General features: G+C 68.4%; 12 protein-coding genes. 8 read left to right on the forward strand and 4 right to left on the reverse strand.

Features of this window, described 5'->3' with window-relative positions:
- Positions 1 to 458: 458 nt before the first annotated feature.
- Positions 459 to 1187 (reverse strand): isochorismatase family cysteine hydrolase, encoded by a 729-nt coding sequence (locus tag NRB20_RS10195; RefSeq protein WP_319944710.1) that lies wholly within the window; start codon positions 1185 to 1187, stop codon positions 459 to 461.
- A 232-nt stretch (positions 1188 to 1419) separates the two neighbouring features.
- Between NRB20_RS10195 and NRB20_RS10200 the strand changes: the two genes are divergently transcribed.
- The 4 genes from NRB20_RS10200 (at position 1420) to NRB20_RS10215 (ending at position 4679) form a co-directional block, all read left to right on the forward strand.
- Positions 1420 to 2076: a nucleotidyltransferase domain-containing protein gene (locus NRB20_RS10200; protein WP_153409877.1), complete on the forward strand. Its 657-nt coding sequence runs from the start codon at positions 1420 to 1422 to the stop codon at positions 2074 to 2076.
- 63 nt (positions 2077 to 2139) lie between these two features.
- Entirely contained in the window at positions 2140 to 2628 is a 489-nt protein-coding gene (locus NRB20_RS10205; protein ID WP_153409878.1) for a pyridoxamine 5'-phosphate oxidase family protein, read from the forward strand.
- A gap of 15 nt (positions 2629 to 2643) precedes the next feature.
- Positions 2644 to 3081 carry a VOC family protein gene (locus tag NRB20_RS10210; RefSeq protein WP_153409879.1) on the forward strand — a complete coding sequence of 146 codons (438 nt, stop codon included), beginning with the start codon at positions 2644 to 2646 and terminating at the stop codon, positions 3079 to 3081.
- Between the two features lie 467 nt (positions 3082 to 3548).
- Positions 3549 to 4679 (forward strand): serine/threonine-protein kinase, encoded by a 1131-nt coding sequence (locus NRB20_RS10215; RefSeq protein ID WP_319944711.1) that lies wholly within the window; start codon positions 3549 to 3551, stop codon positions 4677 to 4679.
- 315 nt (positions 4680 to 4994) lie between these two features.
- Here the strand turns inward: NRB20_RS10215 and NRB20_RS10220 are convergent, their stop codons facing one another.
- A complete protein-coding gene (locus NRB20_RS10220; RefSeq protein ID WP_319944828.1) occupies positions 4995 to 5639 on the reverse strand; it encodes a response regulator transcription factor in 645 nt (214 codons plus the stop codon).
- Positions 5640 to 5854: 215 nt separating this feature from the next.
- On the reverse strand, positions 5855 to 7219 hold the full coding sequence (locus NRB20_RS10225; RefSeq protein ID WP_227833401.1) for an ATP-binding protein: 1365 nt from the start codon (positions 7217 to 7219) through the stop codon (positions 5855 to 5857).
- 519 nt (positions 7220 to 7738) lie between these two features.
- Between NRB20_RS10225 and NRB20_RS10230 the strand changes: the two genes are divergently transcribed.
- The 4 genes from NRB20_RS10230 (at position 7739) to NRB20_RS10245 (ending at position 11372) form a co-directional block, all read left to right on the forward strand.
- A complete protein-coding gene (locus NRB20_RS10230; RefSeq protein ID WP_153409881.1) occupies positions 7739 to 8374 on the forward strand; it encodes an MspA family porin in 636 nt (211 codons plus the stop codon).
- A gap of 94 nt (positions 8375 to 8468) precedes the next feature.
- Positions 8469 to 9578, forward strand: a complete 1110-nt coding sequence (locus NRB20_RS10235) for a class I SAM-dependent methyltransferase (RefSeq protein WP_153409882.1) — start codon at positions 8469 to 8471, stop codon at positions 9576 to 9578.
- A gap of 71 nt (positions 9579 to 9649) precedes the next feature.
- A complete protein-coding gene (locus tag NRB20_RS10240; RefSeq protein WP_153409883.1) occupies positions 9650 to 11155 on the forward strand; it encodes a PspC domain-containing protein in 1506 nt (501 codons plus the stop codon).
- Positions 11148 to 11372, forward strand: coding sequence for a hypothetical protein (locus NRB20_RS10245; protein WP_153409884.1), 225 nt, complete (start codon positions 11148 to 11150; stop codon positions 11370 to 11372). The genes NRB20_RS10240 and NRB20_RS10245 overlap by 8 nt, the downstream gene beginning before the upstream one ends.
- 111 nt (positions 11373 to 11483) lie before the next feature.
- On the opposite strand, the gene guaA is transcribed toward NRB20_RS10245, so the two are convergent.
- Entirely contained in the window at positions 11484 to 13058 is a 1575-nt protein-coding gene (gene guaA, locus NRB20_RS10250) for a glutamine-hydrolyzing GMP synthase (protein WP_319944712.1), read from the reverse strand.
- Positions 13059 to 13317: the final 259 nt, after the last annotated feature.

Genomic DNA, 13317 nt, shown 5'->3' on the forward strand with positions numbered 1-13317 from the left:
CTACACGGCGCTCTCCCGACCCGCGCACCACCGCACCACCCCCACGCGCCGGAACCGCCGCCATCCGCCGCCGCAACTCCGCCACCCGCTCATCCCGCCCCACACCCAACGAACCCATCCTCGACCGCCCATCTCCACCGAGTGGATCCCAGCACCGATCCAGCTATCGATGTCAGTCGAATATACGTTCGATACACTCCAAGCAAAACCTCCTCCCCCGCCCACCCCGAACAGCGTGACGACAGGTTGTAGTTGTCACTTGCAGGTCGCATCTGTCACTGGGCACGCGATCGGCCACGCCAACGGCAAGCGCACTCACCTCACCCACACGCAGAGAGCACATCGCGGCCCACCGGCCCGGCTGATCACCACCACATCTGGATGACCGGCCGCAGCGCCGGAAACCACCACGACAAGCCCGACCCACCCGCACGAATGCGACCGGATCGACGTCAAGGTCATGCACCGACTACGCGAGCCGAGTGCCTCCCATCACCGGCGTCCCCGGCAACGATCATGTCCAACACATCCGAGGCCGGGCGAACATCACCGAAGGACCGGTAGATGGTGCGCAACGTAGCGTTGTGAACGTGGTCGTGTGGAGCCGCATTGGCATCAGCGACCATGATCACCCGGAAGCCGAGGGTGCTCGCATCGCGTGCGGACGACTCACAGCACACATTGGTGACAGTGCCGGTGATCAAGACCGTGTCGATTCCTTGCTGATCGAGTAGTTGCGGCAGCTCGCACCGACCGGGAAAGAAAGCACTGAACGCGGACTTCTCGACGAACAGATCCCGAGAGCGGGCGTCCAACTCGTGCCATAATCGAGTCGGCAGTGGACCCGAACCACCTGAGCTGCTGTAGTTTTCGGCGATCCTCGGGCCGAAGAACTCGATCACCCGTGCGGTCGGCTCACCGCGCGCGGGCAGCACCCAGGCAACGACTCCGCCCGCGGACCGCACGGCGCGAGCCATATCGTTGATGTTCAGCACGATGCCACGGCAGTAGGCGCTCTCGCTCACATGGAACGGCACCATATCGATCACCACCAGCGCCGTGCGCCGGGCATCGAGGGCGGTGAACGCGAACCGCCGTCCACGACGGGCCTCGTGGCGTGCGTATTCACGCTCGTCGATGTACCAATCGTGCAGTTCGACCGTCTGAGCACCGTCCTCGACATCCACGACGTTCAGCCTCTCACCCGGTCACCGGTAACCAGCCCGAGACGATGTCATTTGCCAGCAGTCCGCTGTCGATGCAGTACGACCTTGGCCAGTCTGCTCGGCAACGGCCAAAGGGCAAGTGCCGCATACCAACTGCCAGCGCGGCCGTCCACATCGGCAACAGGTTCGGGATCAACAGGTCCGGGGACAACAGCATCTCGTCGCTGATCGGATGCTCGTAAGCTCGGTCGGTATGGGTGACGAACTTCCGGTGGGTGGGCGTCCGATCGGGGTGGAAGAGTGTGAGCGGCGGTGGGAGGGGTGGGGGCCGGAGCAGGTGTTTGCGCGGCTGGCGGAGGTTTCCGCGCCTTGGGGGGTGGTCGGTGGGTGGGCGTTGGATTTGTTCGGGGGTGGGCAGGCCCGGGTGCATGCTGATATCGAAATCGCTGTTCCCCGAGCCGCATTCGGGGAGGTCGCTGCTGTTCTTCGCGGATATGAGTGGGATGTCGTCGGGGAGGACACGGTGTGGGCCTATGCCGATGTTGCCGATCATCCCGAACTCCACCAGACCTGGCTGCGGGATCCTGCCACCGGCAAATACCATCTCGATGTCTTCCGCGAACCGCACGACGGGGATCGGTGGATCTGCCGGCGGGACAACGCCATCACCCTGCCCTACACGGAACTGATCGAAACCGGGCCGGGCGGGGTGCCGTACGTCATCCCGGAGGTGGTGCTGCTGTTCAAAGCCAAGGCCAGGCGAGCGAAGGACGACGGCGACTTCGCGCGGACCCTGCCCCTGCTGTCACGACACCGCGTCGCACGACTGTCGGAATGGCTCGCCCGCGTCCACCCGGGCCACGCATGGCTCGCCGCGTTGGCCGCGCGGACGCCGGTCGGCGAGCGATGAATTCGGGGCGCGAATCACGTCCGAGCAGATGACCACGAGACATCGACGAAGGAGCAGGCCGCCATGCGACCCGACGAGATCACCACCATCCTGAACCGGCCGATCAGCCAGGAGCTGCTGGCTCGCGACCTGCTGCGCATGGCCTATGTCGCCAAGGACGGCACGCCCCGCAACATCCCGATCGCCTTCACCTGGAACGGTACGCAGATCGTCGTCTGCACCGCGAAGAACGCCCCGAAACTTCCCTCGCTGCGACACAATCCCGAGGTCGCGCTCACCATCGACACCGAGGTGCATCCGCCGCAGATCCTGCTCATTCGCGGGCGCGCGGAACTGGACGTGGTCGACGGGATTCCGGCGGAGTACCTGCAGATGAACGGCAGTTACGAGATGACGCCCGAACAGCGCGTCGAATGGGAGGCCGAGGTCCACGCGCTCTACGACGGTATGGTCCGGATCGTCATCACCCCGACCTGGGTCAAACTCATCGACTTCGACACTACTCTGCCCACCGCGGTCGAAGAGCTGATCGCGCAGCGGCAGCGCGCCTGAACCCGAGGAGAATCCATGGCGATCCACCGGCTGGATCATGTCGGCATCGTGGTCGAGGATCTCGCGGCGGCCGTCGCGTTCTTCGTCGAACTGGGGTTGGAGGTGGAGGGCGAGGCGACGGTCGGCGGACCGTGGGCCGACGACCTGCTCGGACTGGACGGGGTGCGAGCGGACATGGTCGTCGTGCGCACCCCGGACGGTCACGGCCGGGTCGAACTCTCGACGTTCCGCTCACCGCGGACCACCGACACCGCGCCGAACGTGCCAGTGCACGCTCCGGGCATCCCGCGCCTGACATTCGTCGTCGACGAGGTCGAGGACGTCGTCGCACGCCTGCGCGCCCACGGCGGCGAACTCGTCGGCGCGATAGCCCGATACGAGGACCTCTGCCGCTACTGCTACGTCCGCGGCCCCGAGAACGTCATCATCGGGCTGGTCGAGGAACTCCACTGAAGAGACAGCCGCGTGCCCGAGGGTCTCCGACGGACCTGATCTCCTCGATACTCAACCGCTACAGTAACTTTCGGCACATCCTTCGAATGGAAAGCCCGAATCGACTGTCCGGCAACACCATCGGACAAACCCTGCAAATCCCCGAAGGCCCGGACACGCCCGGCGGATATCGACCGGATTGAGCCACAACGAGTCCCGCCCCGCCGCCGGAGCGGACAACATCCGCCACCACGATCCGAACGGGCGATCGTGATGCGTTCGTGAGACGCGTTACCGCCGATTCGACGAAAAGCGATGCCGGCAGCGGAGAACATCGTCGACAACCACCGTGACCTGCGTCAGCACCGAACCTCAGCCTCGGCTCTCACCCCGGAGAACGGTGAAACCCCGTCGCCGCGAGGTGCTCTCGTCAACCTCATGGTTCCGAAGCAGGCCAGTCAGGATGGTTTTCGGCTATTCTCGCGCCCGTGACCGAACGCGCCCGTTCCACCGTAGGCCCCGACTATCTGGTCGCGGGCCGCTACCGCTTGCAGTCCAAACTCGGCGGCGGCGGTATGGGCGCGGTCTGGCTGGCACACGACCGGCTGCTCAACCGCGACGTCGCCATCAAACAGGTGCTGTCCACCGCGGGCCTGAGCGAGAACGAGGCCCGCGTGGTCCGCGATCGGATCGTGCACGAGGGCCGGGTCGCGGCCAAGCTGTCCCACGAACACGCCATCGCCGTCTACGACGTGGTGCTCGAGGCCGGCGAACCGTGGCTGGTGATGGAGTATCTGCCCTCCCGTAGCGTCGCCAAGGCGCTGGCGCTGGCCGACGCGCTCTCCCCGATCGAGGTGGCGCAGATCGGCGCACAGGTCGCCGACGCGCTGGCCACCGCGCACGCCGCGGGCATCGTGCACCGCGACATCAAGCCCGGCAACATCCTGGTCGCCGATCGGGGCGCGGAGGTCGGCAAGGTCAAACTCAGCGACTTCGGTATCTCGCGCGGCGCGGGTGATCTGTCCGACGAGCCGGAGGACGTCATCACCGGCACTCCCGCCTACCTACCGCCGGAGGTGGCGCGGGGCGCGCAGCCCACCGCCGCCAGCGACGTATTCTCGCTCGGCGCAACGCTGTACACCGCGATCGAGGGGCATCCGCCCTACGGTCTCGAGGGGGACAACGACGTCATCGTGACGCGCGCCGCGATGGCCGAGATCATCCCGCCCACCCGCAGCGGCGCTCTGACCGCGGTGCTGTTGCACATGATGGAACCCGCACCGCAGCGCCGCCCCACCATGGCCGAGGCCCGCAACGAAATCCTCACCGCCGCATTCGGTCCCGGCACCGGGCCCTACATTCTCGGCGCGCCCGTCCGCACCGAGGACGGCACCATCCCCGCCTGGGCGGCCCGCAACTCCGCGGCCGGACTGCGCAGCCCGCACTCCACCCCGCTGCCGCGCCCGCCGCGCGTCAACGCCACCAATGCCCCTGCCCCGCAACGCAAGCCGGGCTTCACACTCGCCTCCCTCGGCCCCAACGCCGCACCCTTGGCCGTCGCGGTCGGGCTGCTCATCGGCCTGCTGATCCTGATCGTCATCCTCATCGCGGTCATGTAACCGCCCGAGTCCCACCGCAGCCCGAGCTCTCACCGCAACCCCGCGACACCACTCCCACCGCAGCCCGAGCCCTCACCGCAGCCCCGCGACACCACTCCCACCGCAGCCCGAGCCCTCACCGCAGCCCCGCGACACCGCCCCCGCGGCAGCCCGAGCTCTCGCCGCAACCCGGCAACACCGCTCCTGCGGCAGCCCGAGCTCTCGCCGCAACCCGGCAACACCGCTCCTGCGGCAGCCCGAGCTCTCGCCGCAACCCGACGACACCGATCCCGCAGCAGCCCGAACCGCCGCCGCAGCCCGGAGAGACGCCTGAGGTCAGTCGATGCGGCGGCGATGCGCCCAGCGGGTCAACGCGTTCCGATTCGACTGCTGGGTTTTGCGAAGCACGTTGGAGGCGTGGGTTTCCACCGTCTTCACCGAGATGAACAGGGATTCGGCGATCTCCCGATAGGTGTAGCCGCGGGCGAGCAGCCGCAGCACCTCGAGTTCGCGCGGGGTCAGCGAATCCAGCTCCGGATCCAGCGGCGGTTCGGGGGCCGGGGAACGCCCGGTGAACGAATCCAGGACGAAACCGGCCAGCCGCGGACTGAACACCGCGTCCCCACCGGCCACGCGCCGGATCCCGTCGGCCAGTTCCGGCCCGGAGATGGTCTTGGTGACGTAGCCGCGCGCACCCGCCCGAATCACCGCGATCACGTCCTCGGCGGCGTCGGATACGCTCAGCGCCAAGCACACCGGGCCCGGACCGTCGTGTCCGAGGCCGTGCAGTACCGCGACGCCACCACCATCGGGCATGTGCACATCCAGGAGCACCACATCCGGCTTCGCGGCGGCGATCCCGGCGACGGCCTCGGCCACCGCCCCCGCCTCACCGACGACATCCATATCGGATTCCCGCCCCAGCTCGGCCCGCACACCCGAGCGGAACACGGCATGGTCGTCGACCAGAAACACCCGGATGGACACTGCATCTCCTCACCTGAGACCGGAACTCACACACATGCCGGGCATGGCACATCGTCATCATCGGTACCACATCACGTCCCGCCCCGTACTCGTCATGCATGCTCGATGCGCGAACACATCGGCGGAATGCCGCAGCGGCACGGGCCGTGCCCGGACGCGGGCTCGCCCCATCGATCCTCACATCGGCTGCCCGCGGAACAGGTTGCGACTCAATGTCTTCCGAAATCGGACTCGGGAACAGTGGCGGGTTCGGGTGTGTCTCCCAGTCCACCGATATCCGGCCCATCCCCCGATCCCCCGAACTCCGTGGCGGCACCCGGTCCCTCGGCACCCGACACATCCTCCGCCCCCTCGGAATCATTGCGCGGCAACGTGATCCGCACCTCGGTACCCCGCCCCGGCGTCGAATCGATCACCACCGTGCCGCCCCGACGCTCGATCCGGGCGTGAATGGATTTGGCCAACCCCTGACGATCGGCGGGAATATCGGCGGGATCGAAACCGGCCCCGCGATCGCGCACGAAAACACCCACCTGATGCGGTTCGACCTCCGCGAACAGATCGATGGTGGGCACCCCGGCATGTTTGGCGGCATTCACCAGCGCCTCGCGAGTTGCCCCCAGCAGCGCGGTGAAATGCTCACGGGGCAGCCCGAATCCGGTATCGCCCGGATCCATCGACACATCCCCGACGGTCACCGGCGCGACCTTCACCCCGTGCTGATCCTCCACCTCACCGGCGATGGTGCGCAGCGCGGCGGCCAGGCTCGACTGGGCGGGCGTGGCATCCTCGAACAGCCATTTGCGCAGCTCCCGCTCCTGACTGCGGGCCAGCCGCACCACTTCTTGAGAATCCCCGGCCTGCCGCTGGATCAGCGCCAACGTCTGCAACACCGAATCGTGCAGGTGCGAGGCGATCTCCTCGCGCTCCTCGTTGCGGATGCGGGCGGCGCGCTCGGAGTTCAGCGCCCGCATCATCCGCAGCCACAGCGGCACCGTCAGCAGCCCGACCCCGATCAGCGTGACCGCGACCGCGATCAGCGCCGACCCCAGCGAGCCCAGATCGATCCGGCCCAGCACCACCACGCCCAGCCCGACCACGATCAACGTCGCGCCCGCCACGATGCGCGTCCAGGTGAGCACCGTGGGCCGCGCGGGCAGCCCGAACATCGAGCGCGGACCCTCCGCGTCGAATTCCCGCCACACCAGCGCCGCGCCCACCGCGACCACGACGATCGGCCCGACCACCCGGGCCGCACTACCGCTGAACAGCCACGACATCGAAACCGCCAGCGCCACGCCCAGTAGCGCCAGCCCGGCCGCCTGCCGCCGCTCCCGAGCCGTCGGCGCGGGTCCCTGCGCCCCGGACGGGGTGAAGATCCACAGCATCGCGTACGCGGCGATGCCCGCCCCCATCAGCGCCGACAGCAACACGAAGGTGACGCGCACCTTGAACACGTCGACCCCGAGATGATCGGCGATCCCCCCGGCCACCCCGCCCACCACACGACCACCGGACCGCCGCTGCATACGCGGCGCGGCGACCTCGACCCCACGGGCATCGAAAGCGGGCATGGACGGATACATACCTCGATACTGACATGCCCCACCGACACCGAACATCGGGGAAGTACCCCATTTCCACCCCGACCGCCTGATCACGCTCCACGCCGACCGCCGAATCACGCTCCACCCCACTGCCGGATCACGCTCCACCCCGACCACCGGATCACGCTCCACCCCAACCGCCGGATCACATTCCACCCCGACCACCGCAGGCCCGGTCCGCCCTACGAGATGCTGCGGTCCGGGAGTGCACTGCCCCGACCCGGATCACCCGGATCGCGAACCGATTCGGCCTGGTAGCGGGACCGTCGCGGCTGTCCGGACCGGACACCGATCCGGACACGGCCGTGCGATGCGGTGGCCGTTCCGGAAAACCGGTTACAGCCATCGGGACCAGCAATTTCCCTGCGGCCGAAGGGTTTACGCCGGTGAAGCGCCTTGGTGAACACCCATAACCTGGGTCCGGGTCGTCGAGATCCAGGCGGTTCGCCCTCCGGCGGATCGCAGGAGTTCAGGGGAGGACATCCAATGCACATCGCATCCGCATTCGTCGCCGTCGCCACCGCGGTGGGACTGGGACTCACCGCACCGTTCGCGGCGGCGGACACCGGTGCACCGCACGAGAAGACGATCAGTGCCGAGGGATTCACCTTCACGGTGGGGCACAAGGACAATGCCGTCCATCCGGTGGCGCCGATGAACGGCATGCCGACCAGCCGCGAGGTCTATCTGGACAACACCTCCTACGGCCGGTTCGACGGACCGGGCACCGGCAAGATCCGCACCGGCTACTTCGTCGCCTGCGCCGTCGACCTGGACGTGTCGTTCAGCGTCAACGCCGGAGCCGGCCTGGATGCCGGGGCGACCGCCGGCGTCGACGTCGGCGACGTGGTCACCCCCAGCGCCGGGGTGAGCATCGGCCCCAGCGTGAACGCGGGCATCGACACCGCGCTCACCATCACCCCCGGCACCATCACCGATGTCCGGGTGGCCGAGAAGACCCTCACCCCGGGACGCACCGGCTACATCGTCAGCCGCGACTTCCAGGTCCGGGTGAACGATTGCGGCGGACCGCTGACCGTGCAGGCGTACACCGTCATCGAGGCATCCTCCCCGCAGGTCGACGGGGGCGACTGGGTGATGGGCGATCCGGTCGTGATGTGAACTCGACGCGCCTGTCACCGAATCGGGCCGGGGCACTGTCGAATACGCGTCGCCCCCGGTTGACGGCGCACTACCTCGATGCCAGGCTTGCCCGGTGACTCGGTTCATCTCGGACACCCATGCCGACCGGCTGTTCACCGCAGCCGGTTCGGACGGCGACACACTCACCGAGTGCATCGCGAACATCGGATCCGAGCGGGTGGCCCGAACCGTGCTGGCCGAACTGCTCGATCGCGCACCACTGCGCGGCCGCCCACCGGCCGACATCCTGTTCCGGATGCACATGCCGAGCACCACCGTCGAACTGGGCATCCTGGTCGACGACGTGGCGAAGACAGCCGTCACCGCCCCGCCCGCGGAACCGACCGCGACGATCGAACAGTCGCTGCCGGAGATGGTCCGGATGGTCTTCGGACCGCGCAGCGCCGCACCCTGCGCCACCCGGGTGCTGCGCTGGGCGGATCCGCCGTTCGCCGCCCGCACCCAGGTCGTCTTCGAAACCGTACGACTGCTGCTGGACGCGATCGACCACACCTACCGGCCGGGACTCGCGGAATTCTGCATCCGGTACGGTTCGGACAAGTGGGGCGGCCATCAGTATTCCCAGTGGTACGAAAGGCATTTCGAGCCGATCCGGGACCGCCGTCTGACGATTCTGGAGATCGGGGTGGGCGGCTACCACGACGTCCACGAGGGCGGCGCCTCCCTGCGGATGTGGCAGAACTATTTCCCCCGGGCCCGCATCTACGGCCTGGACATCTTCGACAAGACGCACATGTCACGCGGGCGGATGACGGTGCTCCAGGGGGATCAATCCGACCCCGAGGACCTGGCGCGGGTGCTGGACACGACCGGCCCGCTGGATATCGTCATCGACGACGGCAGTCATCGCAGCGAACACGTGCTCACCACCTTCGAGACCCTGTTTCCCGCACTCCGCGAGGGCGGCCTCTACGCGATCGAGGACCTGCAGACCTCCTACTGGTCCGCTTTCGGCGGTCGGCCACCCGGCCCCACCGGCGTGCCGACGAGTATGGAATTTCTCAAACTCCTGCTCGACGGCGTGAACCACGAGGAGATCGACGGCCGCGAGCCACAGGCCACCGACGCGCACATCCGGGGCCTGCACTTCTATCACAACCTGGCGATACTCGAGAAGGGCGCGAACCGCGAGGGCGGCGGCCCGCAGTGGATGCGCGGCTGAACGGATTCTCAGGACCCGTTTCAGGGTCATCCCCGATGTGATCCGGGCGGCGGCACGGTCACCATGGAGCTATGACCAGAGCGAACGGCTGGGCCGGTGGAACCGGCCGGACCGGATTCAACGAACAGCTCCACCACCTGTGGCGGACGCGGCCGGTGCGGCTGCCCCGCCGGGGGCCGGTCGCCGGTGTCGCGGCCGGGTTCGGGCAACGCTACGGAGTGGACCCGGTGCTGGTGCGGGTCGCCTTCGTGGTGTCCACGATCTTCGGCGGATCGGGCATCGTGCTGTATCTGCTGGCCTGGTTGTTGATGCCCGCGGTGCACGACGACGTGTCCGCGGCGGAGAGCCTGATCGGCCGCGGCCACAGCACCCAGTCGCCGACCCGGACGCTGCTGCTGATCGTGGCGCTGGTGATCGCGGTCAGCACGGTCGGTCCGGTGGGCGCCGGACTCGGCGGGGCCGGACTGATCAGTTTCGCGCTGATGGTGGCCGGTTGGTGGCTGCTGTATCTGCGCCAGCCCAATCCGCCCGCGGGTGCCGATCCGCTGCTGCCCGACGGCGGCCCCGCCCCGACCGGATATCCCGGGGTGTTCCCGGGCGGACCGGCCTGGACCGGGCCTACTTACGGGCCCTACACCAAACTGCCGGACCACTACGAGCCGGATTCCACGAAAGAGCCTGTCGCACAGCAGATTTCGGACACGAAGACCGACTTCGCCGGGACGGACACCGCCGTACTCCGGTCCGGCGTTCCGATGGATGCGCCTGTCGCGGAGCCGGATTCGTCCGATGACACCGCGCCGGAACCGCCATCGACCGGAACACCGGAAGACCAAGCGGCGCAACCGATCACACCCCCGCGAACCAGCCCGTTCCGGTCCGCCCCGAACCCGGCCGACATCGGCCCGACCCCCTCGGGCTGGGATCCGCTCGGCGTATCCCCCCTGGCCTGGGACCTGCCCGCCCCCACCCCACGCGGCCCGGTAGCCCCACCACCCCCGCCACCCCCGCGACCCCGCTCGCGACTCACCCCGATCGTGATCGGCAGCGCCATCATCGCGGCGGCGCTGGCGGGCGCCCTGGCGGCGGTCCACGTGCACTGGATGACCCCGGCCCGGATCGGCGCGGTCGCCCTCGCGGTGATCGGGTTGGGCCTGCTGATCGGCGCGTTCCTGCGGCGCGGCTACGGCCTGATGGTGCTGGCGGCCCCGCTGGCCGGATTCGTGATCCTGGCCGCGCTCGGCGGTCCGGTGCGGTTCGACGCCGCCGCGATGGGCGACCACACCTGGAAACCGGTCACCACGGCGGAACTGCATCCGACCTACGAGGTCACCGTCGGCGACGGGACGCTCGATCTGCGATCACTGCGACTCACCGAGAACCGCACCGTCACGGTGCACGTGAGCACGGGCGACTTCCACGCCCTGGTGCCCGCATCGATGCGGCTGGACGCGCGCTGCACGTCCACGCTCGGCGACACCCACTGCCCGCAGGGCATCGTGGGCCCGGCCACCGGCCCGGTGCTCACCCTCGACATCGATGTCAAAGCCGGAGACGCGGAGGTGACCCATGGCTGACCACACCGGAACCGACGACCCGAAACCCGTTCGCGGACCGTCGTTCTCACTCCTGTTCGCCGGAATGCTGGCGCTGGCGGTGAGCGTCTGGGCGTTCCTCGGACCGTCCGCGTGGCCCGTGCACAGCGGCGTCCCGGTCGGCTGGATCGTGGTGGCCGTGGCCATCGTGGCCGGGATCGTCATGGTGATCTCGCCGCGTCGGCGCCGACGGCGGTAATCCTCGAGTACGACCAGCCCCCGAATACCCGCAAGGCCCGGACCGTTTCGATGGTCCGGGCCTTGTCGTCAGGTGAGTCCCGCGCTCAGGCGGCAGCGCACCGACCCGGTTTCACTCCCATTCGATGGTCCCCGGCGGCTTGCTCGTCACGTCGAGCACCACGCGGTTGACCTCGGGCACCTCGTTCGTGATGCGGGTCGAGATGCGCTCGAGCACATCGAACGGCAACCGCGTCCAGTCCGCGGTCATCGCGTCCTCACTGGACACCGGCCGCAGCACGATCGGATGACCGTAGGTGCGGCCGTCACCCTGCACGCCGACGCTGCGCACATCGGCCAGCAGCACCACCGGGCACTGCCAGATCTGCCGGTCCAGCCCCGCCGCGGTCAACTCCTCGCGGGCGATGGCGTCGGCCTGACGCAACGTCCCGAGCCGGTCCTCGGTGACCTCGCCGATGATCCGGATGGCCAGCCCCGGCCCCGGGAACGGTTGGCGCGCAACGATTTCCTCGGGCAGCCCCAACTCACGACCGACCGCGCGCACCTCGTCCTTGAACAGCAGCCGCAGCGGTTCGACGAGGGAGAACTCCAGGTCGTCCGGCAGACCGCCGACATTGTGGTGGCTCTTGATGTTCGCCGTCCCCGAGCCGCCGCCGGACTCCACCACGTCCGGATACAGCGTGCCCTGCACCAGGAATTCCACCTTCGGAGCCGAATCATCCACGGCCCCGGCCTCTTTCACGACCTCCGCCACCGCGTCCTCGAAGGAGCGGATGAATTCGCGCCCGATGATCTTGCGCTTGGTCTCCGGATCGGTGACGCCCTTCAACTCACCGAGGAATTTGTCCACCGCGTCGACGGTCACCAGTTTGGCCCCGGTCGCGGCGACGAAATCGCGCTGCACCTGCTCGCGCTCCCCCGCCCGCAACAGGCCGTGATCGACGAAGACGCAGGTCAGTTTGTCGCCGATGGCCCGCTGCACCAGCGCACCGGCCACCGCGGAATCCACCCCGCCGGACAGCCCGCAGATCGCGTGCCCGTCACCGATCTGCTCACGCACCTGCGCGACCAGCGCCTCGGCGATATTGGCCGGGGTCCACGCCGCCGGAATCCCCGCGATCTCGTGCAGGAATCGGCTCAGTACCTGCTGACCGTGCGGGGAGTGCAGCACCTCGGGGTGATACTGCACCCCGGCCAGCCGCCGCGCGGTGTTCTCGAACGCCGCCACCGGGGCGCCCGCACTCGTTCCGGTGACCTCGAAGCCGGTGGGGGCGTCGGTGACCGCGTCACCGTGGCTCATCCACACCGGTTGCACGGTGGGCAGCCCGCCGTGCAGCACCCCGCCGTCGACGCTCAGTTCGGTGCGCCCGTACTCCCGGGTACCGGTCTGCGCGACCGTACCGCCCAGGGCCTGCGCCATCGCCTGGAATCCGTAGCAGATGCCGAAGACCGGCACGTTCAGGTCGAACAGCCGCGGATCCAGTTGCGGCGCGCCCTCGGCGTACACACTCGACGGCCCGCCGGACAGGATCACCGCGAGCGGCGCGCGCTCGGCGATCTCCTCCACGGTCGTGGTATGCGGGATCACCTCGGAATACACACTGGATTCGCGAACCCGCCGCGCGATCAACTGCGCGTACTGCGCCCCGAAATCGACAACGAGCACCGGTCGCTGGGTATCTGCCACCGAGACAGTTTATGCGGCCCTGAACACCGGCCCCACACCCACCCGGAGCCTGCCATCGGGCGATACCTCCGGACGGAACGAGTCCGCGGCACCGGCCCTTCCCCTCACTCCGCGGCGATGACGCTCGAATCCCGGTGCGGCGCAACATCGCTCCGGCGAATCGGCAGCAGCCTCGGATTCGACCGGGCAGCGCGGAGTGCCGGTCGGACAAGCTGGACAACCGCCCGTATGGGGCGTGTGTTCCAGCTATCCTCGTGCT

The sequence above is a fragment of the Nocardia macrotermitis genome, from assembly GCF_009604405.1.
GTDB lineage: Bacteria > Actinomycetota > Actinomycetes > Mycobacteriales > Mycobacteriaceae > Nocardia > Nocardia macrotermitis.